This is a genomic window from Enterococcus sp. DIV0170, assembly GCF_051710765.1.
Taxonomy (GTDB): domain Bacteria; phylum Bacillota; class Bacilli; order Lactobacillales; family Enterococcaceae; genus Enterococcus_A; species Enterococcus_A raffinosus.
In genome coordinates this window covers 413,638-440,290 of record NZ_JBIOLG010000001.1, presented here as the reverse complement: position 1 = coordinate 440,290, position 26,653 = coordinate 413,638, and the positions used below count along the sequence as shown (strand labels likewise).

Genomic DNA, 26,653 nt, shown 5'->3' with positions numbered 1-26,653 from the left:
CTAAAATGGAGAATACTAACTTTTCATGATCGTTCCTCGTTGATCCTCTCGATTAAAATCAAATATCTGTCGATAACCCAATCGAATCTCTGCTTGTTTTTCCTTCTCATCAATCAATTGCCAACAACGTAACTGTATTTCCTTTGGTACTTGTTCATTCACTCCCCTCTAGAAATGGCGATTTGCTTGTGTATCAAACATTGATTGATCCTCCTTTATACACAAAAATAGCCTAATCACCGATTAGATGATTGGGCTTCATAGTAATAATATATATTTATAAAATGAATATACATAGAAAATTCAACTAAATCTTTCCAATTAGATTTATAGTTTAAACTACCCCTGGATTGAATAATTTTACTATTATGAATTAATCTCACAAAAATCAGAGTTTCCTCTCTTATTTTTAGAAGAAACCCGGCGATTTCATTATTAAGGCAGTTTGATGACTGCTTCTGATTCTTTATCGAAGAAATTTCCTTTATTCAGATCAAATGCCAAATCGACAGAGCTTCCCGGTTCATGGAAGTTTCTCGCATCCACTTTAGCGACAAACTCGGTGTCACCGATAACAGAATAGAGCATTGTTTCTGCTCCTAATAATTCTGAAACGACTACTTGTGCTCGGACTGTTGATTGAGGCGTGGCATCAAGAGCGATTTGTTCGCCATGAATATCTTCTGGACGAATTCCAAATATGACTTCTTTGCCTTCGTAGCCTTTTTCTTTTAATACTTTATTCTTCCCTTCAGGTATCCTCAGTTTTAATCCATGGTTATTCGTCAGTACCCCGTCTTTCAATGTCACTTGAAAGAAATTCATTGCTGGTGAGCCGATAAATCCTGCCACAAAAACATTCACAGGCGTGTTATAGACTTCCTGCGGAGAACCAACTTGTTGGATTACGCCGTCTTTCATGATGACGATTCGATCGGCCATCGTCATTGCTTCAGTCTGGTCATGGGTCACATAAATCGTCGTCGTCTCTAACCGTTGATGCAGTTTTGCGATTTCGGCACGCATCGAAACTCTTAACTTAGCATCCAAATTCGATAATGGTTCATCCATCAAAAAAACTCTAGCATCTCGGACAATCGCTCTTCCAAGAGCGACACGCTGTCTCTGTCCACCGGATAGCGCCGCTGGTTTTCGATACAAATAGTCTGAAAGCCCTAATATTTCAGCGGCGTTTTCGACTCGTTTCGCGATTTCACTTTTATCGTATTTACGAAGCTTTAGGCCAAACGCCATGTTATCAAAAACGGTCATATGGGGGTACAGTGCATAATTCTGAAAGACCATGGCAATATCTCGGTCTTTGGGAGCTACATCATTCATCCGCTGACCATCAATCGTAAAATCCCCCTCTGAAATGTCTTCTAACCCGGCGATCATTCGCAAGGTCGTTGATTTCCCACAGCCTGATGGACCAACAAACACAATAAATTCTTTGTCCTTGATCTCTAAATCAAAATCAGTCACTGAATACGTTTCTGCGTTGTCGTATTTTTTATGAATATGTTTCAAACTTAGTTCTGTCATATGTGTTCACCCATTTCTTTTCTATTAAGAATGCAGCTGCTGCTCTTTTGCTAATGCCAGACACCCATAAGTTCCCGCGTTGTCTCCTAATTTGGGAAGAACAAGGTATTGATCGAGCTCTGGTACTTCAACGTAGCTGTTCATCAGTTCTTTAAAGGCCGTTTTCATTTTCTCTAACACATGGCGCTGCTTCATGACACCTCCACCAAAAATAATGACATCGGGTGAAAGTATCAGTGTCGTATTGTACGCACATTGCGCAAGATAATATGCTTCCAGCTCCCATTGAGCATCCTCTTCACCCAAGTCTTGCCCCTTTTTCCCTGCTCTTTTTTCGATAGCTGGACCAGAAGCCATTCCTTCTAAGCAATTTTGGTGGAACGGACAATTTCCTTCATATGTGTCCGTTGGATGTCGGTTCACCAGCATATGCCCCATTTCTGGATGGCTGAAGCCTTCGATGAAGCGCCCATATTGCAATGCGCCGCCCCCGATGCCAGTCCCAATCGTATAATAAACGATGCTTGACAGTCCCTTTCCATTGCCAAAAACAGATTCTCCATAAGCGGCTGCGTTCACATCGGTGGTCCAAGCAACTGGTATAGGAAAAGCTTTCTTCACTGCTCCTACAAAGTCAAACTGCTGCCAGTTCAATTTTGGCGTAGAAGTGATATAACCATAGGTTGGCGATTCATGCTGAATATCAATGGGACCGAATGAACCAATCCCTATTCCCTTCAGTGATTCTTTATATGGCGAAAAAAATTCGAGTACAGCTTTCATGGTTTCTTCAGGCCTCGTGGTGGGGAAGCTGTCCCGCCTCACGATCTCTAAGTCATCCGTTGCTACCGCACAGACAAATTTTGTTCCTCCTGCTTCGATACTTCCAAACATCTTTCATCTACCCTTTCACTTATCTCTTGCTCAATTGTTTTGCACTCAATTCCGTCACTACCACCTGCTTGAGTCGCTCTTTTCCACTGCAACTGAAAGAAAAATCGCGAGCTAATGTTCCTTTGAAAAAACTGTTCACGCTTAACACAGTGCCTTCGTCTTCATCAAAGACTTCTATGGCATATAGATCAAGCAATATCTTAAGTGTTTTAGTCCTATTAGAAAGCGGCATCGTTAACGTCTTTCTTCCCAATGGATTTCCGGTTGAATAGTAGTGCAGCTGCTCGTCAATGATGAATGTGTCTTCACTCTCACTTCTTTTATCTTTGAACATCAGTTTAATCGGTGCTACCCCCGATCCCAGCGACAGCTCAATAATCGTAGGTTCCTGAATAGTCGAAACAGTTTTTTGATATCCGTCAGTTTGTGTATCACAAATGACCGTCTCTGCTGCTTTCAATTTCGAGATTTCCTTTGGCAATACAGAATGTAACCGATTGTGCTTTCGTTTCAGTTTTCTTGGTATGCTCATCGCACCACACCAACTATTTTCCGTTAATTCGCCGAACCCGTTCCATTCATCCATCCATTCCCAACCGTTTTGCCAGCCGATAACATACCGTTCACCGTCTGGCGTTAGAAAGGTCTGAGGGGCATAAAAATCAACCCCATAATCAAGAATTCCTCTTGATTCCAATTGAAATTGTCCATTTTCGTAATCCATGCGACCAATCAGATAGCTCGAATACTCGCCTTTTATTCCTACTGGTGAAAAGGTCAATACATCCTTGCCATCTAACTCGTAAAAATCTGGACATTCCAGCATCCAAGCTTTGGGTTCCTCAAAGGCGACCCCCATCAGTGTCCAGTCTAAAAGATTCTCTGATTGGTACATAAGCAGCTTTCCGACGTGGTTCTGACTGACACCGACAAGCATGTAAAATGCAGAACCTTTTTGCCAGACTTTAGGATCTCTAAAATGAGGATTCTCTTTCCCAAGATGGTCTATATGAATAATGGGGTTGTTCTCGTATTTTGAAAAAATCCGTCCGTCTTCGCTCATTGCGACGCATTGCTTTTGTATCAGTTGCCCTGCCGCATTTTTCGCGACGGCTGTATAGAATAGATAAAGCGTACCTTCATGTTCTATTGCCGTTCCTGAAAAACAGCCGCCGTCTGGACTATCCTCATACTCTTCAGAAGGGGCCAAAGCAATCGGCAGTTCCTGCCAAGTGATCAAATCGCTGCTTACCGCGTGACCCCAATACATTTGGTGCCATTTCGTTTGGTATGGATGGTATTGATAAAACAAATGATATTCCCCTTTGAAGAAGATTAGTCCGTTTGGATCATTCATCCATCCTAACGACGGTGTAAAATGAAGGATAGGCTGGTGGGAGCTTTTTACGGCTAAGGCTCTATATTTTTCGATATATCGATTAGCTTCGTTTTTCATAAACTATCCTTTCGTTGCGCCAGCGGTCATGCCCGAAGTCACCCATTTATTCAACGAGAAGTAAATCAAGATTGGCGGCAAAATAGCGATTGATATCGCCGCATAGGTCGCGCCCCAATCCACATTTCCAAACGCTCCTACGTAATCTTTCAAACCCATGGTGATGGTTTTGGCAGAAGAATCGCTGATAAATGTATTGGCAAATATGAAGTCGTTCCAAATCAAAATGCTGTACATTGAGGCGATAGTGATCATGGTATTTCTTGCTAACGGTGCGACGATCTGTAAAAATACACGGTAGGGTGAGCAACCGTCTACGATCCCTGCTTCAATCAGTTCATCAGGAACAAAGTTGTAGAAGTTGACAAACATCATTACAGATAGTGGCAATGCAAAGCCGACTTGCGGCAAAACCATCGCCATACTAGTGTTTAAAATCCCGATTTTGCTATAAAAAATGAACAGTGGAATCAGTGTGATTTGGACAGGTACCATGATGCCGAACATGAAAAATGAATAGATTTTTTTGCTGTGTTTATAGCGGAATTTTGATAATGCGAAGCCGATCGTTGCACTTAATACTAAGATCAACACCAACGAGATCATGGTGATCTTCAAACTATTCCACATATAGCCGCCTATAACGCCATCGCCTAACACATTTTTATAATTCTCAAATGTCACAGCTTTCGGCAATGAGAATGGCGTCGTCGATAGTTCTACGGAGTCTTTCAAACTTGCGATGAACAGCCAAATCACAGGGTAAATTTGTATGATCAAAAAGACGACCAATAAAAGGATAAACAAGTATTTTATTGCCTTCTCTTTCATTACACCGTACCACCTTCCTTATTATTTTTGCGTTTACTTAATGCCAATGCCTGCTTCGCTGCCTTTTTCTGCGCCTTCACATCGTAATTCTCAAATATTTTTCTTAAAATAAAGATGATCAAAACGCTTTCTATAATGATAAAGACGGCCAAGGCGCTCCCATATCCGTACTGGTTATTGGTAAAGGCCTGTTTGTACATGTATGTGGACATCAATTCGCTTGCATTCCCCGGACCGCCGTTTGTCAGCAGATAAGGAATATCGAATCCTCTCAACGCACCCGTCAAACACATCGTGAAGGTGAGCAGCAAAATGTCTTTGATCATCGGAATCTTAATCTTGAAAAGGATTTGCAGTTCTGTTGCGCCATCGATTTTCGCTGCTTCGTAGACCGATTCGTCTAATGAAACGAGCGCTGCATAAAAGATGACCATATACATTCCGATGAAGCGCCACCCTTCGGGAATCGAGACGGCACCTAACACCGTACTCAAATTCGTTAACCAGGAAGTTGCCACACCACCCAAACCTACTGTTGATAACATTTGGTTCAGCAATCCTTCTGGCTGTGTTGAATAAATACTTCTGAACAGCTGCGCGATAGCTACTGTCGTAACGATACACGGAACATAATAGAGCGTCTTGACTAAATTCGCCCGCTTTTTCAAGTAGGTCAATAAAACCGCAAATAGTAAGCCAATCGACAATTGAATGATGACAACGATCACTAAATAAATTAAATTATTGATTAATGCTTTATAAAACACCGGGTCCTGAAAGAGCCGCTTGTAATTTTCCAAGCCAACAAACTGTTGCGGAGTGATTCCGTTCCATTTGATAAAACTTAAACGAAGCGACTCCGTGATTGGATAAAAAACAGAGAGCAGATAGAATAGCAGTCCAGGCATTAGAAAAACGAAAAATGCCTTCTTATCACGTAAAACACCCATTTTTTCCCCTCCTTTATTGATCTGTGACGTTCACTTTGATCGAGTCATCAATCATTTTGACAAAATCTTGAATTTTCATGTCTCCCGAACCCACAAGCAGCAAATTGTCTTGAACGATCGTATTCGTCGAAGAATCCAGATAGGTATCCCATGGCTTCATAAATTGCTCTCCGGTATTATCCATATCTTTTCGGATTCTCAAATATAAACTTGAATAATCGACATCTTTTGGCAACTCTGTTTTAATTGGAGACATCTGCATTTTCTTCGTGTAGATATCCGCATAATGATCCAGCACGTATAGGAGAAAATCCTTCGTTTTTTCATCGAAGGTTTCCGCGTTGAAGGCCATGCCGATCCCAGAGTTTACACAAAATTCATTGGCTGCTGTCACACTGTCCTTCGTTGTCGGCATATAGAAATAATCAATTTCTCCCGCGTCGTATTTCTCCTGCATGGCACCAATCTCCCAGTCACCGATGTAATACATCGCTGATTTTCCATCTAAAAACATCGATTGTGCCGTCGCGTAATCGGTGGCAGAGAATCCTTCATTAAAATATTGTCCGATCTCTTTTACAAACTTGACAGAATCAACACCCGTTTGACTAGACATTTTTTCTTTACCTTGACTTAGATTTTCAATAAACTGATTTCCTGTTTGTCTGAAGGCGGGCATCGCCAAATAGCGTTGGACCGGCCAGCGATCAATCCCATCTACAGAGATTGGCGTCACACCTGCTTCTTTCAATTTTTTACATGCCGCTAACCATTGGTCAAAGGTTTTCGGAACACTGATCCCGTGTTGAGAAAACAATTTTTTGTTGTACCAAATCATCTCGACATGGTATTCCAGAGGAAGCGTGTACATTGATCCATCCGAAAATTCTTGGTATTTCAATGCTGTCGGATAAAAGTTCTGATAGTAGTCGTTCTTTTGTAGAAATTTTTTCATGTCTACGAGCTTCCCCGCTTTAACAAGCTCTTTTGCGTAAAGGTCTGGATCGGTGTCAATGATATCTGGCATGTTGTTGCCGGCAACCAATGTTTTTAATTTCTGTAAATACGAAGGTCTATCCGCCGTGGTTTCAAAATCAATTTTCCACTTTCCGCCTGTTTCCTTACTGTATTGATCGGCGATTTCCCGTATGGTTTCGTCGATTGCCCCGCCGACTGGTCGAGAAGTCAGCCACTTGACCGTCGTAGTGGAGGCATCTTCTTTTTTCCCTCCACAGGCTGTTACCATAAAAAGAATGCCTAAAAGACTAACTAGAACTCCAACTTTTCTTATCATGGAAGAAACAACTCCTATTCTTTTATCTCGATCTCATGCAATACTACTTCCCCTTGAACCACGTATACCCCTAATTTTTTGTCGCTGTGATTGTACAGTCTTGTCGATAACGCAATCTCGTCGTTAACATAGACAACACACATACTTTCTTCTCGCAACAATCGGACATGATAGTGTGAGGCTTTTGGCAGAAGTCGGCTTGTCTCCACTTGATAGGGAATGTCTCCTTTGATCTGCCACTGATACTCGCCTTTTTCAGCTCGTGGCCACAGATCCCACGCGATTAGCTGTTGTTCCGGCAGCATACGCAAGAAATAGCCTGTTTCCAGCCCTTCATCCACATGAAGGGCAATGCCAAACTCTTTTGCCTTCAAAACTTCAAAGTCCAATGTCACTGAAAAGGTGTCGGATGGACTATCGAACAGCATGGCCCCTAACGTATCACTTGCGACCTTCTTTTTATCATTACTATGATCATTATAAAAGACTGGTGCGGATATCTCCGATTTTTCTTTAAAGAATTCACCAACCGTATCAATCATCACAGCCTTCAGTTCACCGGTTTGTGGGTTTTGGATCAATTCATGGAAAATCATCGTTCCTCCCCAATCCCATGAGCCAAAGTCCGTCTCTCCTTCTTTTGTCGCAACCCATCCAAAGGCAATTCTTCTTTCTCCATCTGTAGCTGTTTTGATTGCATAGTTAGCTCGTGTATCAAATACGTCGTCTTCTGGAATGATCCACGGACCCTCTAAGCTTTCTGCATAGCGGTAATGCGTCGTAAAGCGATCAGAAAATGTTGAAAATACTAAATACCAATAATCCCCCATCTTAAAGACCTCTGGACACTCCATCGTGATGTACATTTTTGGATCATAAAACGGTTCGCAATATTCCCAAGTCTCCAAATCCTTCGATTTCGACAATGAGATACAGCCGCCTCTCAGATCTCCCGCCCCTTGTCGTCTGGACGCCAGCAACATGAAGTAGCATTGCTCTTCCTCTACCCAAAAAACGAAAGGATCACGCCAATCAAACTCTTCATAGATCTTCCCGTCAGATGGAAACAGAAAATTTGGATCTGTCTCTAACTCATACAAGCTTTCCCCGACCGCTTTCATGACTAACTGGACGCTCTTTCCATTTACATAAGGCTTATTCTCATTAAAAGCAGTATAAAAAGCGTGGTACTTGCCGTGAGCATCTTTAATGATCGAGCCCGTGTAATTATTTAGGTTGTACGATTCCTCCGTTCCCCGTTTGATTGCTTCTCCCTTGTAATCAACGTGGACAAAGTCTTTGGTGGTTGCCAAATGCCACGTTGTTTCTTCGGCATATTTTCCCTCGATGATTCTTGGATCATGCAGATAATACGCATAGAATGTCCCATCTTCATAATACGGGATCAAGTCTCCCACCCACGCATTCTCCGGTCGATAAAATAAACTCATTCAGCATCTCTCCTAAACTTAATTGATCATTTAACACCCTTAGAATAATTTTGGTAGCGCTTAATCACAAGCGCTTTTCACTTTTTTGTGCATTTTCGTGCAAATAAATATTGCTTTTATGTGCATAAGGTGGGTATACTGCCTGTGGGAGGGTGAAAAATGAAATGTACGATCAATGATATTGCAAAGGAAAGCGGATATTCTAGAAATACTGTTTCAAAAGCGCTTAAGAACGATCCTCAAGTGTCCCAACGAACAATGGAGAGCATTATAAGAAAAGCCGAATCCATGGGGTATTTTACGAAGGAAGAACGGACAGAATACAAGATCGATCAGGGAAATATCTTGTTTCTGAATATCAATCATGCAAATGATTCTCAATTTTGGAGCAATGTTTTAACGGGGATCGAAATGGTCCTTTCCGAGACGAATTACCAGTTGACGATCGCAACGTTATCGAAAGAGGATATCGAGGAAGGCCGTTTACCCGAGGCGGTCTACAGTTCTAACACGAAAGGTATCATAGTGGTCGAAATGAATTTCCGACCGGTCTGGGACAAGTTGTTGGAAACAAACCTTCCGATCGTCACGGTGGATGCTCCAAAAAATCCCAATTATTTGATTGGAAAGTGTGACATTGTTATGATGGAAAATCATTCCAATGTTGAACGAATCACTGAATTACTCATTCAAAAAGGCTACTCTGATTTTGCTTTTATTGGCGATTTGTATTCACCAAATACGGGGCTTGGATTTATGGAACGTTATTATGCTTTTTTCAATACGCTGAAAAAGCATGAGTTGGAAATCAACAGTCACGCTTCGATTCTCAAGAACACAGATACTATTTTTGAGCATTTTGAGAAGATCAAAGAATTGCTCAATTCCATGAAAAAAGTGCCCGATGTCTTCTTGTGCGGAAATGACTGGCTAGCGATCCAATTGATCTACGCCCTGCAAGCGTTGGGGCATAGAATACCAGACGATGTCAACGTCATCGGGTTTGATAATATTCCGAATTCTGAGCGAATTTTGCCGGGGTTGACCACTATTGACACGCCAAAAATCTACTTGGGCAGGAAAGCCGCGCATCTCATTATGGATCGCTTGATTGAACCTGATATTCCTTGTTCGATCTCGAAATACTCTACGAAACTGATCCTTAGGGAGTCTACTAATTTATAAAAAGTAATATGAACTAGACTATTTTTTATGAATGACTTTTACTTGTACATTTAGAAATGCAACTATACTATTCTCGATGAATAAATTAGTTGCATTTTCTCTATGATTACACCTAACAAATCAAGAAATTTTGATACACCAACAAAGTTGACAAAAAATATCCCTATTTATGATACGGCTCCCCTGCATTGATCCTAAATGCACGATAAATCTGCTCTACTAGAATCAGGCGCATCAGCTGATGGGGATAAGTCATTTTGCTGAAAGAGATTTGGGTGTTGCTACGTTTTAAGACTTGATCGCTGAGTCCGAGGGAGCCGCCGATGACGAAGACGAACTGGCTTTTGCCGCTGGTTTGTAGTTTATCTAGTGTAGCGGCGAAATCTTCGCTGCTAGGATTTTTGCCATTGATGGCTAGTGCAAAGACGTATTCTTGTTCTTTGATTTTAGCGAGGATGCGCTCGCCTTCTTTTTCTTTGACTTGAATCATTTCGGCTTCGCTTAGCTTTTCGGGTGCTTTCTCATCAGGAACTTCGATTAGTGTGATTTTACAATATTTTGATAGGCGTTTTGTATACTCGTTGATTCCTTGCACCAGATATTTTTCTTTTAGTTTTCCCACAGAAATAATTTTGATATTCATGTTTTTCCACCTTTTTTTGTTTTAAAGAGTTAATTTTTATCTAAAAAGTTCCTTTCATCTAATGTGGACTTCTTGTCGAAATTTTACTTTTCCACCAATTCAATTAACTTAAAATCTGTATATGGGGCTTTTTCCACGAAGTTATACACACTAATCACAGGTTTATCCACAGGTTATGGATAATTTATTCCCTTTTTACAGGTATCCTTACATACAAACATATGTTTTCCACCGAGTTATCCCCTTTATCCACAATTTTGTGGATAAAAAACTTCAAACAATTAACAAACTTTTTCCTTAGTTTTCCACTAGCTATGTGGAAAAGAAGTTTTTTTATCACTTATCTACATTTTCCTCCGAATCTTTTTCATAAAAAAATCAAATCAGTGTAGTAGACTTAACTTACAAAAAAATACTATACTCAATATAACGTAAATCATAGTAGAGGTGGAGGAAATTATGATAAGAAAAGACATTACCCCAACACCCAAAAAGTCACCCGGTTTTTTTAGACGGTTTGGGATTAGTTTACTAGGCGGTGTACTTGGCGCTGTCTTAACAATAGGAATCTTTTACGTAGCGAGCGGTTCGTTACTATCTCCAAGTAATCAAAACGCCAGCGGCTCGCCTAGTGCGGGTAACACGAAGGTCAGTAACATGAAGGTTGATGTAAACTCTGATATTACCGAAGCGGCCAGCAAGGTGCAAGACGCGGTTGTTTCTGTTATTAACTTGCAGAAGCAGCAATCACAAAGCGGCTTAGGCGGCTTCTCTGATATATTCGGTAATAGAAATGATGATCAGCAGTCGCAAGATGATAGTGGGCAACTGGAAGAAGCCTCTGAAGGTTCAGGTGTCATCTACAAGCTGGAGGGCAATACCGCCTACATCGTTACAAATAATCACGTTGTGGAAAAACAAGATGGTTTGGAAGTATTGTTAAAGGATGGTTCAAAAGTGAAGGCAACCTTAGTCGGTACGGATTCCTATACTGACTTAGCTGTTTTAAAGGTTGAATCAGACAAAGTCGCTAACATCAAACCAGCAACTTTTGGTGATTCAAGCAGCTTAAAGGTTGGTGAGCCAGCAATCGCGTTAGGTTCTCCTCTAGGCTCACAGTACGCTAACTCAGTGACTTCAGGGATTATTTCTTCCTTGAATCGTCAAGTAGTCAACCAAAATGATGAAGGTCAAACCGTCAATATCAATGCGATCCAAACAGATGCAGCTATTAACCCTGGTAACTCTGGCGGTCCGTTAGTCAACATGGCTGGTCAAGTAGTCGGTATCAACTCTAGTAAGATCGTTCAGACAGAGTCAAATGTCAGTGTGGAAGGAATCGGCTTTGCTATTCCAAGTAATGATGTAGTGAACGTTATTAACCAGCTTGAAAAAGATGGGAAAGTAATTCGCCCAGCTCTAGGCATTACGATGGCTAGCCTATCTGATCTTTCGACTGAACAAGTAAGTGAGATTGTTAAGGTACCAAGTTCTGTTACTCAAGGAGTCGTGGTGGGAAGCGTACAATCATCTACACCAGCGGATCAGGCAGGCTTGAAGAAGTATGATGTCATCACAAAAATCGATGATACCGATGTTTCATCAGGTGTCGAACTGCAATCTGAATTGTACAAACATAAAGTCGGCGATACAGTGAAAATCACCTACTATCGTCAAGATAAGAAAAATACAGTTTCAGTAAAATTGAGCATTGATTCGAATTCATTGAAATCAAACTCACAACAAGGGAACCAATAAGAATTTTAACCGTCTCTATTCGATAGTGAATAGAGACGGCTTTTTGTTTTCCATCCAAAAAATCCAAAGGAATTTTTCCTCTGGATCGTCTATTTTTTCCTTAGTCCACTATCCAATCGTTCTTCCTTTAATCAATAAGACAACTAAAATCCCTATGGTCGCACCAATACTGCCGCCTTGAACCAATACCATAAGATGAAAGGCACTTCCTAAAGCCAATTTTTTTAGTTTGGCGTTCAGCATTAGGGATATGATCAGACTAATAATCGAAAGAACAAGTAAAAATAAAAGCAAGATTCCCTACCTCCTTCGTATAAAAATAGTAAATTGTTTTTTTAATTTATCATTTTGCATGACTAAAAAGAGTATTATTTCCTAAATGGCAAGAAGAGCGTCCTAAATAACTTTATTTCGAAGAGCTCAAGACAAAAAAATTCCGTTGAGAAAATCTCAACGGAGTTTTTTTATTTGCCTACTTCAAATTTTTCGCCGGTCTTCGCATCTTCTTCTAACACTAAGATGCCTCTTTTTTCTGGCGCATTTGGTAGATGTAATTCTTTAGCTGAACAAATCATCCCAAAGCTTTCTACACCGCGTAAGCTGCCTGGCCAAATAATCTGTCCATCCGGCATCATGGCACCAGGTTTGGCTACAACGACTTTTTGCCCTGCTTCGATATTGGGTGCTCCGCAAACGATTTGCAAGGTTTCACCGCCATCGATCTCTGTTTCAGTAATGTGTAAATGATCAGAGTCTGGATGATCAACACAGCTTTTTACGTAGCCCACCACAAATTTGGGTGAAAGATCTGCAACTAGACGTTCTTCAAAGCCAGCGAGTTTCAACTGCTCATTTAGTACATCTATCTCTTTTTCTGTTAGTTCTACTTGTCCATTGCCATGGATCGTTAAGTACTCAGAAACATGGAAAAAGTTCCATGCGACCGTTGTACCGTCAGTTGTTTGAACGCGAGCAACGGCTCCTTTTCGTTCTACTGAATTTTCCTTATTTTCATCATTTTTGACGATGACCATTAAAGTATCGCCAACGTTTTGTTTATTATACGCAAAAATCACGTTTTTACCTCCAGTCGTAGTCCTCTCGTATCTTAACAAATCTAATGGGGCTTTTGCATGAGATTTTTTTCATCAATTTTTTTCCAAATAAAAAGCTGGACAAGCCAGCATTTTATTTCGCACTTGGATGTACGATTAGGACATCACACAAAGCTTCCTTGATTACATAGCTGGCAACACTGCCAGTCATAAAACGTTCTACTGCATTTAATCCTGATTGTCCCACCATGACTAAATCGATGTCATATTTTTTTGGCAGGGTCTTGGCCATCGCTTCTTTCGCTGAACCGTAAGCGATAATGCCTTCGATCTTAGTATAGCCAAAATCTCTTCCAATCGCTTTGCATTGATTGATCAGTTCTTTTGCGTCTGCGGCTAATTGATCCATGATGTTTTCATTCAAGGGTGAGTAACTCATGAATGTATAAATTTGATGGTCGATCACGTTTGCGACATACACCGTTCCTTGATTTCGCTTAGCAACAGCTAACGCCTTTTTGAAGGCTTCCATCGCTTGATCGCTGCCATCGATCCCAACTAAAATATTTTGATATGATTGTGTGAACATAACAATCTCCTACCCTTCTACTCGTTGCAAAAAGCCAGCGATTTCATCTTTGGTTTTACGATTTTTGTTAACCAATCGACCTAATTCTTCTCCGTCATTTACCACGACAAAACTAGGAATCCCAAAAATGTTCCATTCAGCCGCCACATCAATAAATTCATCACGATCGACTTGAATAAATTGAAATTGCGGAAACTCCGCCTCGATCTCCGGCATCTGAGGTTTAATAAAGTTACAATCGCCGCACCAATCAGCGGTAAAGAAGAAGACATTCTTCCCTTTTTGTGCATAGTCGGCTAATTCTTCAATACTTTTAGGGATAATCATTTCGTCACGACCTTTTTCTTTTTACTACCTTGATTATACACTTTTCGTTGTTTTTGAGAAAGAAGCTTACTCGCTCCCTCTGTTTCTTTCTAGCACTTCGAGGACACGAAAGACTAGCTGAAGAGTCCAAGCAACCTCAGGCTCATCAATCTCGACAGCTGTCAAATCACGTATTTTATTTAAGCGGTAAATCAAGGTATTGCGATGAACATGTAAAAGCTTGGATGTCTTATTGATGTCGTTACGCTGATATAAATAGCTGCTCAATGTTTTTACAAGTTCTGTTTCATGCTGGTCATCATAATCAATCAGCCTTTGTATCTCCTGAGGAATTAAATTCGCTCTATTCAATCTTTCCAAGGGCTGAAGCAGAAAAATTTCCGAAAGTGACTGTGAAAAAACCGTGCATTGACCGTACAAATTTTGCAGACGAGCGGTATCATTGGCTAGTTCCGCTTGCTGAATATAAGCGGCTCGTCTTTCAAGAGAGTTAAATACTGTACTCACACCACAATAGCTTTCAGACTGTTTGATCAAACGTAAAAAGATTTGGTCTAATCCTCTCTCAGAGATAGCTTGAAAGAGCAAATAGAGCTTTTGATTTTTTTCATAGTAAAGAATATTTGAGCTTTCCTTGACGATTTGGCCTTTTAAACGGGACAAAAGGATCGCGTCACCTTCTTTTTCTGATACTACTACCACACAAAATTGTGGCTGAAGCTTAACGATCTCTAGATATCCTTGTAGCGAGGCAACATTTTCGTAGTTCTCCGTATCAAAGAACTTCTGCGCCAACAGCTCTTTCACGGGATTGATCGCATGGGTTAAGCGAAAGTTATTAGATTGCATCAAAATCCCGCAAAACTGACGCAACAGATTGTTCAGCTTAAGAGAAAAGTCTAGTAACTCTTCCTCCATAAATAAGACACTGACAACTCCTTCCAACTTATGATCGATGTATATCGGACCACAGGTTTGAGGATAATCTTCGCAGACACCCCAATCAATAAGCAGAGCTTCCTTCGATCCGATAATCGCCTCCATCAATCCATCATCGATGTAAAACTTCATGATCGTATGATCTGTTGGCTCGCCGCTATATATGATCTGCTGCCAGTAAGGATCATGGATGTTCTCTCCGCCCGCATAAGCAATCAAACGATAGCCCGGATCAGCCACGATTAATGGCAGGTGAAACTTTTGATAGGTGAACTGCGCGAGGTCGTCAATGGTACAACCTTGTGAAATTCTTTCAATTGCTTGATTGGTATATTCGGTTAATTTTTCATCTGTATACTCCATGATTAATCCTCCCTTCAAACCGCTATCTATAAACCAATTCTAGCATCTATTGGTATATTTGACGATACACATGAAAAAAATCAGTCATTTTACCAATGGCACAAACCTTTGAACATGTTACGCTTTTTACAAGAAAAAAATTAGATTTGGAGGAATGGAAAATGACAGAGTTTGAGTTGAACAAATTTGAGATTGAACACATCTTTACCTATTCAATCGATGTGGATGCCAAGATGTATATTCAAAAACTGCCAATCGGATCAACCCGGGTAACTGGTGTCATCACTGGAGGAAAAGTTTGGGGGCCGAAAATCAGCGGTGAAATTTTACCAGTTGGAGCAGATTGGTCAACCGTTCACCCCAACGGAATTGTAGATGTCGATTGTCGTACCATGATCCGTACTGATGATGGTGCAGACATCAATATGTTTTATAAGGGGCGAATTGATTTAGGTTCAGAAGAAGCAGCCGCAGATTATGCAAATGGAAAATTCCCGCCTGTTATGGGGACACAACCGATGCCTGTCTTAGACACTGACGATCCTAGATATGATTGGTGTAACCGAATCGCCTGCTTCGGTATTGGAAGAGTTGACTTTACCAACGATCCAATCGTCATCCAATACGATGTATACCGTTATTATGCGATGCCCTTTGATACTGAGAAGGAGGAATAAACATGAACTATGATGCTCTTTTCACACCCTTTAAAATCGGGACGATGGAAGTCAAAAATCGAATCGTGATGTCACCGATGGGAACGAACTCAGCCTTTGCCAGCGGAAGAAAAGATGAACAAGAAATCGATTACTTCGTTGAACGAGCAAAAGGTGGGGCGGGAATGATTATTCTTGGCTGTCAGCCGTTAAATGAAGAAATCGCTCAGGGCTCAATGGAAGGAACCTTGGATTCTTTTACCGTACTTCCAGCACTAACTTCTTTATGTGACTCTGTCCATCGTTATGGGACGAAGGTAATTTGTCAGATTACTTGTGGAACCGGACGAAATGCCTTTCCAGATACCTTAGGTCGACCGCCTATGTCTGCCTCTCCGATTCCTTCTACCTTCGATCCAAATGTTCCCTGTCGTGAAATGACGAAGGAGGATATTCAAGCGGTCATGGATGGCTTTAGCTTTGCAGCCGGTTTAGCAAAAGACGCAGGATTTGACGGAATTGAGATTCATGCCCACGCAGGCTATTTGGTGGATCAATTCATGTCCCCTGTCTGGAATAAGCGGACGGATGAATATGGCGGATCGCCAGAAAATTTTGCTCGCTTCCCTAGAGAGATCATTCAAGCCATTCGGAAGGCGGTCGGAAATGAGCTGCCGATTCTCTTTAGAATTTCGTTGGATCATCGTTTTGAAGGCGGTCGAACGTTAGAGGATTCGATTCCTCTGATTAAACTGTTAGAAGAAGAAGGCGTCGATGCTTTTGATATTGACGCAGGTTGCTATGAAACCTTAGACTACATCTTCCCACCTTCTTATTTAGGTGAGTCTTGTATGTCTTATGTTACTGACGCTGCGCGCAAGGCCGTTTCTGTTCCTTTGTTGAACGCGGGGACCCACAATCCTGAATCCGCTGTTGAATTGATTCAGTCAGGAACCGCCGATTTTGCCATGATCGGTCGGGGATTGATCGCTGATCCTGACTTACCAAATAAACTATTAGCGGGAAATCGAGAAGACATTCGACCTTGTCTACGCTGTAATGAAAATTGTATCGGAAGAATTTGGAACAACCACACGAAGCTAGGCTGCTCAGTGAACATTCAGGCGATGGAAGAACGCCGATTTAAATTGGAAACAGCAGAACAGGCTAAAAAAATTGTGGTTATCGGTGGTGGGGCTGCTGGTATGGAAGCTGCTAGAGTCGCTAAGCTTCGGGGGCATGATGTGACTCTATATGAAGCCAGTCCAAGATTAGGCGGGATGATGCGTGATGTTGCAACCGCAAAATTTAAAGTGAACATCCAGCTATTAAGTCAATGGTACGAAACACAAATGGAAAAACTAGGGATCGATGTTCGCTTAAATACTTTCGTTAGTCCAGATGATCCGATTCTAAAGGATTGCGATCAGATCTTTGTTGGGTGTGGGGCACAGCCTCTTGTTCCTCCAATTCCAGGGATCGACTCAGAAAATGTCGCGACGATGGTTGAATGTCATCAGGATGAGTCATTGATCGCTGGAGATAAGATTGTCGTCTGCGGCGGTGGCTCGACAGGCTGTGACGGTGCTTTAGAGATTGCTTCAGAGATGGGCAAACAAGTAACGATCATAGAAATGAAAGAAAATTGTGCCGAAGATGCCATGTTTATCAATCGGATTTCTTTGATGAATGCTTTAGCTGCAAACAATGTCAACATGATCACGCAAGCAAAAGTGACCAAAATCGACAGCGCTGGTGTATTGATTGAAAAAGCAGATGGAACAACTGAAAAAATAGCGGCTGATACAGTGATCAATGCTTTTGGAATGAAGCCTAATTTGTCTACCGTCAACAGCATCAAAGAAAAATATCACACAAAAACACGTGTTTTAGGAGACAGTAATAAAATAGGGAAAATAGGAGATGCTATCCGCGACGGCTTCTATGCCGGAAGCTCGATTTAGTGTATCCATTTCACAAAAGGAATCAGTGATTAGAAGGCTCACTGGTTCTTTTTGCTGTGTCCTTCTTAAGCTGCCTCAGAATTCTCTATTAATAAAAGAATAATGACGTATCTTTTTCAAATTTGTTTGTAAGAATGGTAAAATAAGAGGGACACAGAATGGGGTGTGTCATCATCCATTCTATTATGGCTGACACATAGGAGTAAGAACCGATCACTAGTAATTGAGGAGGAATCTATATTATGGAGAAAACGAAAAAGTTCGCCCAAGGTCTCGCTATCGGCTCATCAATCGGATTAGCTGCCGGGATTGCGGCGAACCATTATTACAGAAAAAAACAAAAAATGTCCCCAGATAAAGTCTTAGATCAAATCAAAGCTGCCTTTTTAAAGGAAGGGCCGATCGAAGGCTCCTGGATTTCTTTTGATACCGAGCATATGCAGAAATTCGCCATCACAATGGATGTTCTTTCGGGTGGAATTACCCGCACCGAAGACAATCAATTGGTTGCGTATGAATTTAAAGCAGATGCTAAAACTGGCGCTGTTTTAAGCATTGATCGTATCATTAGTGAATAAAAATAGCGTATGCCAAAATCATCGGCATACGCTATTTTTTATAAGTTGATCGGCTCGCCGCCAGTTACACCATAGATTTGTGATGTCACGTAGCTTGCATCGTTTGATGCTAAAAAGACATATACTGGTGCTAATTCTGCTGGCTGTCCTGCTCGCTCTAGCAATGAATCTTGACCAAATTCAGGCAACGCCGCTTTTGGCTGTCCATGATCCAATTGCAATGGTGTCCAGATTGGACCTGGCGCTACACCGTTCACACGGATTCCTTTTTTTGCTAATTGACTGGCTAAGCTAACAGTGAAGTTCGCAATTGCCGCTTTTGTTGACGCATAATCCATCAAATGATCGCTTGGATTGAACGCTTGAACAGAGGTTGTCGTTACAATACTGCTGCCTGCCGGTAAATGAGGCAACGCTTCCTGTACAATCGCAAACATAGAAACAATATTTACCTTGAAGGTATCTTCAACCTGCTTCACAGGTAATTCTTCAATAGACTCACGTGAAATTTGCTGCGCCGCATTTAAGACCAATGTGTCCAATCCGCCAAAGGCTTCGACTGTCTTAGCAACCATTTCTTTTGGTGCATGGTCTTCTCGTAAATCGTACGGTAAAAGCAATGCTTTTCTCCCAGCTTTTTCAACATACTCCGCGACTTCCTTCGCATCTCTATCTTCGCCTGGGAAATAATGAATCGCAACATCCGCACCTTCTCTTGCAAATGCAATAGCCGCTGCACGGCCAATACCGGAGTCTCCCCCAGTAATCAGTACTCTGCGATTTTCTAATTTCTTGTTTCCGACATAACTGTCTTCCCCACAATCTGGTTTAGGCATCATATCGTCTTGCAGTGCAGGAGTGTCTTGATCTTGCTTCTTAAATTTACTCCCATGAAATAGGTTTCTTGGATCGATTAAGTTTGGTTCGCTCATCGTATCTCCTCACTTTCTATCTACTACACTACGCGATAGTTTCAAAAAGCGATAATATTTTGCTCGAAAGAAAAGAGATTAAAGCGATTTTTACCTCGCTGTTTTCGCGAAGGCTTCAATAAACCATTGTTCAAATTCCTTTGGATCAACTTTAACAGCCACTTCTGCATTCGCCGGTAAATTTAAGTAGTTTTGTAAATCAACGAGTGAGGCCCCATAAGTTAAACTCGGGGAGGTTTCGATCTCCACCCTTGTTGTTACCAACTCAAAGATTTCCGGCTTTACGAGCAAAGCGATTGCCAAAGCATCATACATGTTTAGCCCCGCATCAAAACTGCCGCTGCGGTATTTGGTAAATAGCTGATAAATCATTTCGCCAATTTCACCAAAATGTCTTATCTGATCCGCAACCTTCGGCATAATCTTCGCTTGGTCTCCAACTTCTAGGGGTGCTACTTGAATTGGAACGCCGCTGTTGAAGACGATTTTTGCCGCCTCAGGATCAGCGGCGAAGTTAAACTCAGACAGCACGCCATAATTTCCCCGTCCTAAGCTGCCGCCCATCACAACAATCTGATCAATTTTCGCTAAATCCTGCGGATAAAGATGAAGAAACAAGGCAATATCCGTTAAGGGACCTATCCCCACTAAGGTTACTTTTTCTTCCTTACTCACCACCTCATGCATGGCCGCAACAGCTGTCAGGGTCTCCTCTGCAAAAATTTTCGCCTCAGGAAACACATATCCGTCCATTCCAGATTCTCCATGAATCTCACTGGCATTGATCGCTTCTCTTACTAGTGGACGCGAGCTGCCTAAAACAACACGCGGTGTCTTTTTGTAGAGAGTCAGCAGCTTTTCTGTATTGGCTTTGGTATTCTCTAAGCTAACGTTGCCAAAAATTGGACAAATAAGCTTTACATCCAGCTCTTCACTAAAGAGTGCCAACGCAATCGCTACTGCGTCGTCAATTCCTGGATCTGTACTTAAAATAATCGATCTTTTATTCATGTTCAGCCTTCTTTCTAATAAAACATTCTCAAAAAATCATACAACAGGTTTCATTTTTACGCCAATTTATCAGAGTTGAGTCCACAAAAAAGACCTCACATTCAAAAATGCGAGGTCCATTCTCTTCTAGGGTTATTTTACTAAACGATAGATTGCGTCTGCATAAATGACTGCAGAGTTTAAGATATCTTCAACAGACATGTATTCATTTGCTTGGTGCATCGTATCTTCAAAGCCAGGGAATTGAGCGCCGTAGGCAACACCGCGTTCTAGTAAACGACCGAATGTACCGCCGCCGATCACTTTTTCTTCTCCCTTGATTCCTGTATGTTCTTCGAAGGTATCTAGCAAAGTAGCTACCAATGGATCATCCGCTGGCACATAGTGAGGAAGCATGTGATGCCCTCCTTGTGTCACCTTCACGTCTGAACCGAATAGTTCTTCTAATTTTGCTTTGATGTCTTCCGCTGTCGTTCCTTTAGGGTAACGGAAGTTCAAGGTAATATGGTTGTCGTTATCTTGACCATCTTTGAAGCTGAAGATTCCAGCGTTCATAGTCAATTCGCCCATTTTTTCATTGTTGAAATCAACGCCTAGTTTCTTTCCATAGACATCTTCATGAATAGCGTTTGCGCTGTTTTCGATGAAGGCTTTTGCACCTTTATCGAATTCATAGTTATTCAAGAAAACTGCTAAGAAGGTCCCAGCGTTTGTTCCTAATTGAGGACTAGCACCATGAGCTGCTTTTCCGTCTAAGTGTAAAGTAACCGTTGAACCAGATACTTCTGCTTTTCCGCTGACTGGGTTGTTTTCTACATAATCAGCAAAATCTTTCGCTAATTTTTCAGCAGCGTCTGCATCTGCAACTTTCACTTCAGCGACCGCATTACCGGGAACCATGTTTTCACGAAGACCCGCTTCGAAGCTTACTAAAACATAAGAAGTTCCATTTGTTCCATCAAAATGTGGAATCATTGTGACATTTCCTTTTTCACCATTGATGATTGGGAAATAAGCATCTGGTGAGAAACCAAAGTCAGGTTTTTCTTCGTGTTCGAAGTAGTAGTCCATATCTCCCCAGCCGCTTTCTTCGTCCGTACCGAAGACAAAACGGATTTTTTTAGAGATTGGCAAGCCTAACTCTTTGATAATTTTTACCGCGTAGTAAGCCGCAACTGATGGGCCTTTGTCATCACTTGAACCACGAGCATATAATTTACCCTCGCGAATTTCTGGTTCGTAAGGATCTGAATCCCAACCGTCGCCAGCAGGTACCACATCTAAGTGACCGAAAATCCCTAAGGTTTCATCGCCGTCACCGTAATCAAAATGACCGGCATAGTTGTCGACATTTTTTGTTGTGAAGCCATCGCGTTCTGCGATTTCAAGCATTTTTTCTAATGCTTCCACTGGTCCTGGTCCGAATGGTGCTTCTTTGGTTGCTTTGTCGTCTTCACGTTCACTTTTAATACGCAATAAAGTGAATAGATCCGCTAATAGATCGTCTTTGCGTGCTTCGACTTCTTTTTTAAAATCGATTGTCATTGAAAGATTCCTCCTTTAATTAAAACCACTATAATGATAGCATTCTATTCCATAGAATAAAAATGAAAACTCTTTAAGAAATGCTAGGACAGACTCTCCTTTTTCCCTTATAATGATACCCATAGTGAATTTTCTCTTAGCTATTTCCATTAAAAATGACTACTATAATATAGTTAATGAAAGCAGGTGCTTAAATGGTCCAACTTAACGAAGAGATTTTGCATAAAGTAATTACGAAACGACCAGAGATTTCTCATAAAGGAACCTTTGGGCGAGTCGCTTTAATTGGCGGAAATCAACAATACGGTGGAGCAATCATTATGAGTGCCGAAGCCTGTATCAAAAGCGGTGCCGGACTGACCACGGTCATCACTGCTGAAAAAAATCACGCCCCGCTTCATACTCGGTTACCTGAAGCGATGGTGCTGGACTTTTCTGAGCTGACAACGATTTACCAAATACTAAAAAAAGCAGACGTCATATTAATAGGGCCTGGTTTAGGTCTTGAAAAGGAAGCCTTGACACTGCTAAAGTGGGTGTTGAAAAATCAGCAGGAGCAGCAATGGCTGGTGATCGATGGTTCCGCCATCACGCTGTTTAGTGACTATAGCCTATCGCTGAAATTCCCTGATCAAACGGTGTTCACTCCTCACTTAGCGGAATGGGAACGCCTTAGCGGTCTCAAATTTGTTGATCAAACGGATGAAAACAATCGTGCGAAACAAGCCCTGTTAGGAGCTAAGATCGTCTTGAAGAGTCACCGAACAACCATCTATGATGAAGCGATCGCCTATTATCAGAATCCCCTTGGCAATCCAGGAATGGCAACTGGCGGAACCGGCGACACCCTAGCCGGAATGATTACTGGTTTCTTGGCTCAATTTGAAAAAAATACGGATACGATTGCCGCAGCCGTTTATCTTCACAGTTTGATTGGCGACACCTTAGCAAAAGATAACTACGTAGTTTTACCTACTTTGATCAGCGAAGCATTGCCTCGCTACATGAAAAAATTCGCAACCGAAAGGAACTAATTATGAAAAAATATCCTGGCTATGCTCGCAAGCCCTTTTACTATGAAACAGATAAGATGGGCATCATCCATCATTCCAATTACATTCGCTGGTTTGAAGAAGCCCGTGTAGATGCGTTGACCTTTATGGACTATCCTTTTGAAAAAATTGAAGCGGACGGTATCATGATCCCTGTACTAGGCGTCAGCTGTGAGTATAAGGAAATGGTCCGCTTTGGCGATGAGATTCTAATAAAACCGGTCGTAACGAAATATACCGGTACACGCTTAGATTTTGAGTATCGAGTATACAATGGAGACAAGCTGGTCACAACAGGAACAAGTCAACATTGCTTCATGTCCTACGAAACCAACCGTTTAGTCCAATTAAGAAAAACACATCCTGCCCTGCATGAACTATTTTTAGAATATTACGAAACAACAAAAGAAGAAGCATAAAAAATAGCCGCCGGCAACTTGCCAGTGGCTATTTTACTTTCATTATGCTGAAATACTTTCTCCAGCTGCTTCTTCGCTAACTGTTGATTCTTCATCCACCAATTTCTTGTCGTAGGCACGAGCAAACGGCAAGTAAATGACAAACGCTGAAACCGCACAGATAATTGCGACAATCGCTGCTTTCCAGTCACCCCCGGTACTGATGAAGGCACCAACACCCACGGGTGAAGGCCAAGGCATGTTGGCGATTACTGGACGAATCAATTCTAATTGAATTGCAAAATAAGCAATTGATGCTGAAACCATCGGAGCTAAGAAAAATGGAATCGCCATAAATGGATTATAGATCAATGGGATACCAAAGATTAATGGTTCATTGATATTGAACAAGCATGGAACGATCGCTGCTTTTCCTAACACTTTTAATTGTTCTGATTTTGCCATGTAAACTAAGAAGATACATAGACCTAATGTCGCACCAGATCCACCAATCGTTACAAAGGCATTTTGGAATTCCCCTGCTAATGGGATATGCGCACCATCAGCGTTCAACGCCAAGTTTCCTAAAGTAATCGGTGCAATCAAGGAAGAAATGATGTTAGCCCCATGAATCCCCACGATCCACAATGCATGGATCAAGAAGTAGATGACCATAACACCAATCCAGCTGCTGGTCAGGTTCGTAACGAAGCCGAATGGAATCGCGATCAATTGGAAAATATCTGTATTAAAGAAGACCAATACACCTGTAATGATTAGAATAACAAAAGCAACAACAAATGCTGGAATCAATGCTGTAAAGGCTCTAGACACTCCTTCTGGAACTTGCTCAGGCATGCGGATGACCCAATTTTTCGATACACACAAACGATAAAGCTGCACGGCAATAACCGCCATGATAATTCCAGTAAAGATACCAACTGTTCCTAAACGTGTGACACCGTCGCCGCCAATTGCCCAACCGTTAATAATGTTTTGTTTTGCATCAGTCAAACGAACCACTGTACCGTTGTCTAACACTAATTGAGGAATAGAAAGGAAAAAGGCAAACATTGATAGCAATGCACCTGTGATCGGTGCCATGTTCAAATCATCTTCTTCCGCGATGATTTTGGTGTATTCATACCCTAAACCAACACAGAAGTATAAGGCCAAAATCCCCATTGTTGTACTGTTGGCTAGCATATAAAGATCACTAAACTTGAAAAATGTCGCATTGAAGATATCTTCTAGAAACGGGAAAGTCATTGGCAGAATATTGAACACCAAGAACATTGAACCGACAATCGTAAAGGGAATAGCGCCCATCCCAGCGCCCATGATGGCACGTACTACTTTAAGTGAAGCGATTTTCCCCATCGGGCCCATCAGGTTTTTCTCTAAGAAAGCAAATACTTTATTATTTGATCCGTCCATTTTTTAATCACCCTTTATTTATTATTTAGTTTGCTGAATTCTGTAATGTATGAAGCGTGTTTATCTTTTTGACTATAAATGCTGTTAATTCTTTTCAAAATAATTCCTGACAACAGGATTCCGACAATCAATATACAGCTGACAAAACCTTTACTCGTTGTATTATTGGTAAAAAATGGGAAGACTTGTGAAAATCCCAAGTTAGTTAAAACAGATAGTAACAAAATACCATTTACCGCCAGTTGCGTTCGTTGATAAAAGCGGTGCCATTTTAGTTGATCACGAACATCGTCGGATGGATAGCCATACAGACGTAAATGTTCTGCAATAGCAGGGACTGAAAGTACAATTAATCCCAGCGGCAGCAAGGCCCACAAACTTTTACTCATGACTAAAGAAAGCAACCAATATAAATTGGTAAAGAAAAATCCGGCCAATAAATATCTAAGTAAAAGAAAGCGATTGTATCTAAAGTTTTTCAATGCTGTTTCTTTTTTTAACTGACTAACAGTTTCCTTATCCATTGTATGTTCTCTCCTTATTCGTATTAAGGTATTGATTTTTTGTACAAAAAATCTGTCTTATTTTCACGCCGTATATCATTCTGCTAAAGTGTTTGTACTTTGACTTGTTGAAATTTGTTGTCTGCGAATTGCACGTTTATTTATTGCGAAAAGCAGAACTGACATCCTTATTCGTATTAAGGTAATGATTTTTTTCAAAAAATCTGTCTTATTCTCATGCCGTATATCATTCTGCTAAAGTGTTTGTACTTTGACTTGTTGAAATTTGTTGTCTGCGAATTGCACGTTTATTTACTGCGAAAAGCAGAACTGACATCCTTGTTCGTATTAAGGTAATGATTTTTTTCAAAAAATATGTCTTATTCTCATGCCGTATATCATTCTGCTAAAGTGTTTGTACTTTGACTTGTTGAAATTTGTTGTCTGCGAATTGCACGTTTATTTATTGTGAAAAGCAGAACTGACATCCTTATTCGTATTAAGGTATTGATTTTTTTCAAAAAATCTGTCTTATTCTCATGCCGTATATCATTCTGCTAAAGTGTTTGTACTTTGACTTGTTGAAATTTGTTGTCTGCGAATTGCACGTTTATTTACTGCGAAAAGCAGAACTGACATCCTTATTCGTATTAAGGTAATGATTTTTTTCAAAAAATATGTCTTATTCTCATGCCGTATATCATTCTGCTATAGTCTTTGTGCTTTGACTTGTTGAAATTTGTTGTCTGCGAATTGCACGTTTATTTACTGCGAAAAGCAGAACTGACATCCTTATTCGTATTAAGGTATTGATTTTTTTCAAAAAATCAGGTTTATTCTCATGCCGTATATCATTCTGCTAAAGTGTTTATACTTTGACTTGTTGAAATTTGTTGTCTGCGAATTGCACGTTTATTTATTGCGAAAAGCAGAACTGATATCCTTATTGGTAGTAAAAGACTGATCGTCTCTTATTGAGCGACTTTTTGATACAAAGACAGCATCTCGATTGCCACTTCTCGGAGTGTCATGGTGGTCATCAGGTGATCTTGTGCATGGACCATGATGATTTCCATTTCAATTTTTTCTCCGCTGGCATATTGCTGTAAGAGTTCTGTTTGTGCTTTGTGTGCTTTGACTAGTGAATCATTTGCTTCGTTCAAATGTACCTCAGCTTCTTCATAATTTCCTTCACGCATACTTTTGAAGCCTTCATGTACAAGAGTTCGAGCATCTCCACTACTCAAAATAATTTCAAATGCTGCTTCTTGTAATTTTTCTGAGTCCATTGTTTTCT

Annotated in this window: 27 protein-coding genes; 7 read left to right on the top strand and 20 right to left on the bottom strand. The window is 41.0% G+C overall.

Features of this window, described 5'->3' with window-relative positions:
* Positions 1-15 precede the first annotated feature (15 nt).
* From IGI50_RS02115 to IGI50_RS02080, 8 genes are all read right to left on the bottom strand, one after another.
* Positions 16-162 (bottom strand): hypothetical protein, encoded by a 147-nt coding sequence (locus IGI50_RS02115; RefSeq protein WP_438776015.1) that lies wholly within the window; start codon positions 160-162, stop codon positions 16-18.
* Between the two features lie 273 nt (positions 163-435).
* On the bottom strand, positions 436-1,545 hold the full coding sequence (locus tag IGI50_RS02110) for an ABC transporter ATP-binding protein (RefSeq protein WP_438776014.1): 1,110 nt from the start codon (positions 1,543-1,545) through the stop codon (positions 436-438).
* 24 nt (positions 1,546-1,569) lie between these two features.
* Positions 1,570-2,439 carry an ROK family protein gene (locus tag IGI50_RS02105; RefSeq protein WP_438776013.1) on the bottom strand — a complete coding sequence of 290 codons (870 nt, stop codon included), beginning with the start codon at positions 2,437-2,439 and terminating at the stop codon, positions 1,570-1,572.
* 19 nt (positions 2,440-2,458) lie between these two features.
* Positions 2,459-3,895 (bottom strand): glycoside hydrolase family 32 protein, encoded by a 1,437-nt coding sequence (locus IGI50_RS02100; RefSeq protein WP_438776012.1) that lies wholly within the window; start codon positions 3,893-3,895, stop codon positions 2,459-2,461.
* Positions 3,896-3,898: 3 nt separating this feature from the next.
* Positions 3,899-4,726 carry a carbohydrate ABC transporter permease gene (locus tag IGI50_RS02095; protein WP_438776011.1) on the bottom strand — a complete coding sequence of 276 codons (828 nt, stop codon included), beginning with the start codon at positions 4,724-4,726 and terminating at the stop codon, positions 3,899-3,901.
* The gene (locus IGI50_RS02090; protein ID WP_438776010.1) at positions 4,726-5,676 is read right to left on the bottom strand and encodes a carbohydrate ABC transporter permease; all 951 of its coding nucleotides are present in this window, start codon (positions 5,674-5,676) and stop codon (positions 4,726-4,728) included. The genes IGI50_RS02095 and IGI50_RS02090 overlap by 1 nt, the downstream gene beginning before the upstream one ends.
* Positions 5,677-5,689: 13 nt before the next feature.
* Positions 5,690-6,970, bottom strand: coding sequence for an ABC transporter substrate-binding protein (locus IGI50_RS02085; protein ID WP_438776009.1), 1,281 nt, complete (start codon positions 6,968-6,970; stop codon positions 5,690-5,692).
* A 14-nt stretch (positions 6,971-6,984) separates the two neighbouring features.
* Positions 6,985-8,421, bottom strand: coding sequence for a GH32 C-terminal domain-containing protein (locus IGI50_RS02080; RefSeq protein WP_438776008.1), 1,437 nt, complete (start codon positions 8,419-8,421; stop codon positions 6,985-6,987).
* Between the two features lie 159 nt (positions 8,422-8,580).
* Here IGI50_RS02080 and IGI50_RS02075 point away from each other — a divergent pair, with 159 nt between their 5' ends.
* Entirely contained in the window at positions 8,581-9,606 is a 1,026-nt protein-coding gene (locus tag IGI50_RS02075; RefSeq protein WP_438776007.1) for a LacI family DNA-binding transcriptional regulator, read from the top strand.
* Between the two features lie 163 nt (positions 9,607-9,769).
* Here IGI50_RS02075 and rlmH read toward each other — a convergent pair whose 3' ends face one another.
* Positions 9,770-10,249, bottom strand: a complete 480-nt coding sequence (gene rlmH / locus IGI50_RS02070; protein ID WP_438776006.1) for a 23S rRNA (pseudouridine(1915)-N(3))-methyltransferase RlmH — start codon at positions 10,247-10,249, stop codon at positions 9,770-9,772.
* Between the two features lie 459 nt (positions 10,250-10,708).
* Between rlmH and IGI50_RS02065 the strand changes: the two genes are divergently transcribed.
* A complete protein-coding gene (locus IGI50_RS02065) occupies positions 10,709-12,007 on the top strand; it encodes a S1C family serine protease (RefSeq protein WP_010747024.1) in 1,299 nt (432 codons plus the stop codon).
* Positions 12,008-12,115: 108 nt separating this feature from the next.
* Here the strand turns inward: IGI50_RS02065 and IGI50_RS02060 are convergent, their stop codons facing one another.
* From IGI50_RS02060 to IGI50_RS02040, 5 genes are all read right to left on the bottom strand, one after another.
* Complete coding sequence (locus tag IGI50_RS02060; protein WP_010747025.1) at positions 12,116-12,301, bottom strand: hypothetical protein; 186 nt, start codon at positions 12,299-12,301, stop codon at positions 12,116-12,118.
* 170 nt (positions 12,302-12,471) lie between these two features.
* Positions 12,472-13,083 (bottom strand): YtpR family tRNA-binding protein, encoded by a 612-nt coding sequence (ytpR, locus tag IGI50_RS02055; RefSeq protein ID WP_218256545.1) that lies wholly within the window; start codon positions 13,081-13,083, stop codon positions 12,472-12,474.
* A 112-nt stretch (positions 13,084-13,195) separates the two neighbouring features.
* Positions 13,196-13,651 carry a universal stress protein gene (locus tag IGI50_RS02050; RefSeq protein ID WP_010747027.1) on the bottom strand — a complete coding sequence of 152 codons (456 nt, stop codon included), beginning with the start codon at positions 13,649-13,651 and terminating at the stop codon, positions 13,196-13,198.
* 9 nt (positions 13,652-13,660) lie between these two features.
* The gene (locus tag IGI50_RS02045) at positions 13,661-13,978 is read right to left on the bottom strand and encodes a thioredoxin family protein (RefSeq protein ID WP_010747028.1); all 318 of its coding nucleotides are present in this window, start codon (positions 13,976-13,978) and stop codon (positions 13,661-13,663) included.
* A gap of 66 nt (positions 13,979-14,044) precedes the next feature.
* Entirely contained in the window at positions 14,045-15,280 is a 1,236-nt protein-coding gene (locus IGI50_RS02040) for a PucR family transcriptional regulator (RefSeq protein ID WP_438776005.1), read from the bottom strand.
* A gap of 161 nt (positions 15,281-15,441) precedes the next feature.
* Between IGI50_RS02040 and IGI50_RS02035 the strand changes: the two genes are divergently transcribed.
* The 3 genes from IGI50_RS02035 to IGI50_RS02025 all read left to right on the top strand — a co-directional run bounded on the left by IGI50_RS02035 (position 15,442) and on the right by IGI50_RS02025 (position 18,478).
* On the top strand, positions 15,442-15,957 hold the full coding sequence (locus IGI50_RS02035) for a DUF3237 domain-containing protein (RefSeq protein ID WP_218256543.1): 516 nt from the start codon (positions 15,442-15,444) through the stop codon (positions 15,955-15,957).
* A 2-nt stretch (positions 15,958-15,959) separates the two neighbouring features.
* Positions 15,960-17,900, top strand: a complete 1,941-nt coding sequence (locus IGI50_RS02030) for an FAD-dependent oxidoreductase (RefSeq protein WP_438776004.1) — start codon at positions 15,960-15,962, stop codon at positions 17,898-17,900.
* A gap of 242 nt (positions 17,901-18,142) precedes the next feature.
* On the top strand, positions 18,143-18,478 hold the full coding sequence (locus tag IGI50_RS02025) for a hypothetical protein (RefSeq protein WP_218256541.1): 336 nt from the start codon (positions 18,143-18,145) through the stop codon (positions 18,476-18,478).
* 38 nt (positions 18,479-18,516) lie between these two features.
* On the opposite strand, the gene IGI50_RS02020 is transcribed toward IGI50_RS02025, so the two are convergent.
* The 3 genes from IGI50_RS02020 to pepV form a co-directional block, all read right to left on the bottom strand.
* Complete coding sequence (locus IGI50_RS02020; RefSeq protein ID WP_438776003.1) at positions 18,517-19,410, bottom strand: SDR family oxidoreductase; 894 nt, start codon at positions 19,408-19,410, stop codon at positions 18,517-18,519.
* Positions 19,411-19,500: 90 nt separating this feature from the next.
* Positions 19,501-20,421 carry a nucleoside hydrolase gene (locus IGI50_RS02015; RefSeq protein WP_438776002.1) on the bottom strand — a complete coding sequence of 307 codons (921 nt, stop codon included), beginning with the start codon at positions 20,419-20,421 and terminating at the stop codon, positions 19,501-19,503.
* A gap of 132 nt (positions 20,422-20,553) precedes the next feature.
* On the bottom strand, positions 20,554-21,966 hold the full coding sequence (gene pepV, locus IGI50_RS02010; protein WP_438776001.1) for a dipeptidase PepV: 1,413 nt from the start codon (positions 21,964-21,966) through the stop codon (positions 20,554-20,556).
* Positions 21,967-22,160: 194 nt separating this feature from the next.
* Between pepV and IGI50_RS02005 the strand changes: the two genes are divergently transcribed.
* On the top strand, positions 22,161-23,000 hold the full coding sequence (locus tag IGI50_RS02005) for an NAD(P)H-hydrate dehydratase (RefSeq protein ID WP_438776000.1): 840 nt from the start codon (positions 22,161-22,163) through the stop codon (positions 22,998-23,000).
* 2 nt (positions 23,001-23,002) lie between these two features.
* On the top strand, positions 23,003-23,437 hold the full coding sequence (locus tag IGI50_RS02000) for an acyl-CoA thioesterase (RefSeq protein WP_438775999.1): 435 nt from the start codon (positions 23,003-23,005) through the stop codon (positions 23,435-23,437).
* 42 nt (positions 23,438-23,479) lie between these two features.
* On the opposite strand, the gene celB is transcribed toward IGI50_RS02000, so the two are convergent.
* The 3 genes from celB to IGI50_RS01985 form a co-directional block, all read right to left on the bottom strand.
* A complete protein-coding gene (celB, locus tag IGI50_RS01995) occupies positions 23,480-24,853 on the bottom strand; it encodes a PTS cellobiose transporter subunit IIC (protein WP_438775998.1) in 1,374 nt (457 codons plus the stop codon).
* A 14-nt stretch (positions 24,854-24,867) separates the two neighbouring features.
* Entirely contained in the window at positions 24,868-25,377 is a 510-nt protein-coding gene (locus IGI50_RS01990) for a hypothetical protein (protein ID WP_438775997.1), read from the bottom strand.
* Positions 25,378-26,327: 950 nt separating this feature from the next.
* Positions 26,328-26,645: a PTS cellobiose transporter subunit IIA gene (locus IGI50_RS01985; protein ID WP_010747037.1), complete on the bottom strand. Its 318-nt coding sequence runs from the start codon at positions 26,643-26,645 to the stop codon at positions 26,328-26,330.
* Positions 26,646-26,653: the final 8 nt, after the last annotated feature.

Excerpts from the sequence above, each read along its gene's own strand:
- IGI50_RS02105 (WP_438776013.1), bottom strand. The coding sequence starts at position 2,439 with ATGTTTGGAAGTATCGAAGCAGGAGGAACAAAATTTGTCTGTGCGGTA.
- IGI50_RS02015 (WP_438776002.1), bottom strand. The coding sequence starts at position 20,421 with ATGAATAAAAGATCGATTATTTTAAGTACAGATCCAGGAATTGACGAC.
- IGI50_RS02025 (WP_218256541.1), top strand. The coding sequence starts at position 18,143 with ATGGAGAAAACGAAAAAGTTCGCCCAAGGTCTCGCTATCGGCTCATCA.
- IGI50_RS02040 (WP_438776005.1), bottom strand. The coding sequence starts at position 15,280 with ATGGAGTATACAGATGAAAAATTAACCGAATATACCAATCAAGCAATT.
- IGI50_RS02000 (WP_438775999.1), top strand. The coding sequence starts at position 23,003 with ATGAAAAAATATCCTGGCTATGCTCGCAAGCCCTTTTACTATGAAACA.
- IGI50_RS02080 (WP_438776008.1), bottom strand. The coding sequence starts at position 8,421 with ATGAGTTTATTTTATCGACCGGAGAATGCGTGGGTGGGAGACTTGATC.
- pepV (WP_438776001.1), bottom strand. The coding sequence starts at position 21,966 with ATGACAATCGATTTTAAAAAAGAAGTCGAAGCACGCAAAGACGATCTA.
- IGI50_RS02100 (WP_438776012.1), bottom strand. The coding sequence starts at position 3,895 with ATGAAAAACGAAGCTAATCGATATATCGAAAAATATAGAGCCTTAGCC.
- IGI50_RS01985 (WP_010747037.1), bottom strand. The coding sequence starts at position 26,645 with ATGGACTCAGAAAAATTACAAGAAGCAGCATTTGAAATTATTTTGAGT.
- IGI50_RS02020 (WP_438776003.1), bottom strand. The coding sequence starts at position 19,410 with ATGAGCGAACCAAACTTAATCGATCCAAGAAACCTATTTCATGGGAGT.
- IGI50_RS02050 (WP_010747027.1), bottom strand. The coding sequence starts at position 13,651 with ATGTTCACACAATCATATCAAAATATTTTAGTTGGGATCGATGGCAGC.
- IGI50_RS02095 (WP_438776011.1), bottom strand. The coding sequence starts at position 4,726 with ATGAAAGAGAAGGCAATAAAATACTTGTTTATCCTTTTATTGGTCGTC.
- IGI50_RS02045 (WP_010747028.1), bottom strand. The coding sequence starts at position 13,978 with ATGATTATCCCTAAAAGTATTGAAGAATTAGCCGACTATGCACAAAAA.
- IGI50_RS02085 (WP_438776009.1), bottom strand. The coding sequence starts at position 6,970 with ATGATAAGAAAAGTTGGAGTTCTAGTTAGTCTTTTAGGCATTCTTTTT.
- IGI50_RS02030 (WP_438776004.1), top strand. The coding sequence starts at position 15,960 with ATGAACTATGATGCTCTTTTCACACCCTTTAAAATCGGGACGATGGAA.
- IGI50_RS02035 (WP_218256543.1), top strand. The coding sequence starts at position 15,442 with ATGACAGAGTTTGAGTTGAACAAATTTGAGATTGAACACATCTTTACC.
- IGI50_RS02090 (WP_438776010.1), bottom strand. The coding sequence starts at position 5,676 with ATGGGTGTTTTACGTGATAAGAAGGCATTTTTCGTTTTTCTAATGCCT.
- celB (WP_438775998.1), bottom strand. The coding sequence starts at position 24,853 with ATGGACGGATCAAATAATAAAGTATTTGCTTTCTTAGAGAAAAACCTG.
- rlmH (WP_438776006.1), bottom strand. The coding sequence starts at position 10,249 with ATGAATATCAAAATTATTTCTGTGGGAAAACTAAAAGAAAAATATCTG.
- IGI50_RS02075 (WP_438776007.1), top strand. The coding sequence starts at position 8,581 with ATGAAATGTACGATCAATGATATTGCAAAGGAAAGCGGATATTCTAGA.
- IGI50_RS02110 (WP_438776014.1), bottom strand. The coding sequence starts at position 1,545 with ATGACAGAACTAAGTTTGAAACATATTCATAAAAAATACGACAACGCA.
- IGI50_RS02005 (WP_438776000.1), top strand. The coding sequence starts at position 22,161 with ATGGTCCAACTTAACGAAGAGATTTTGCATAAAGTAATTACGAAACGA.
- IGI50_RS02065 (WP_010747024.1), top strand. The coding sequence starts at position 10,709 with ATGATAAGAAAAGACATTACCCCAACACCCAAAAAGTCACCCGGTTTT.
- IGI50_RS01990 (WP_438775997.1), bottom strand. The coding sequence starts at position 25,377 with ATGGATAAGGAAACTGTTAGTCAGTTAAAAAAAGAAACAGCATTGAAA.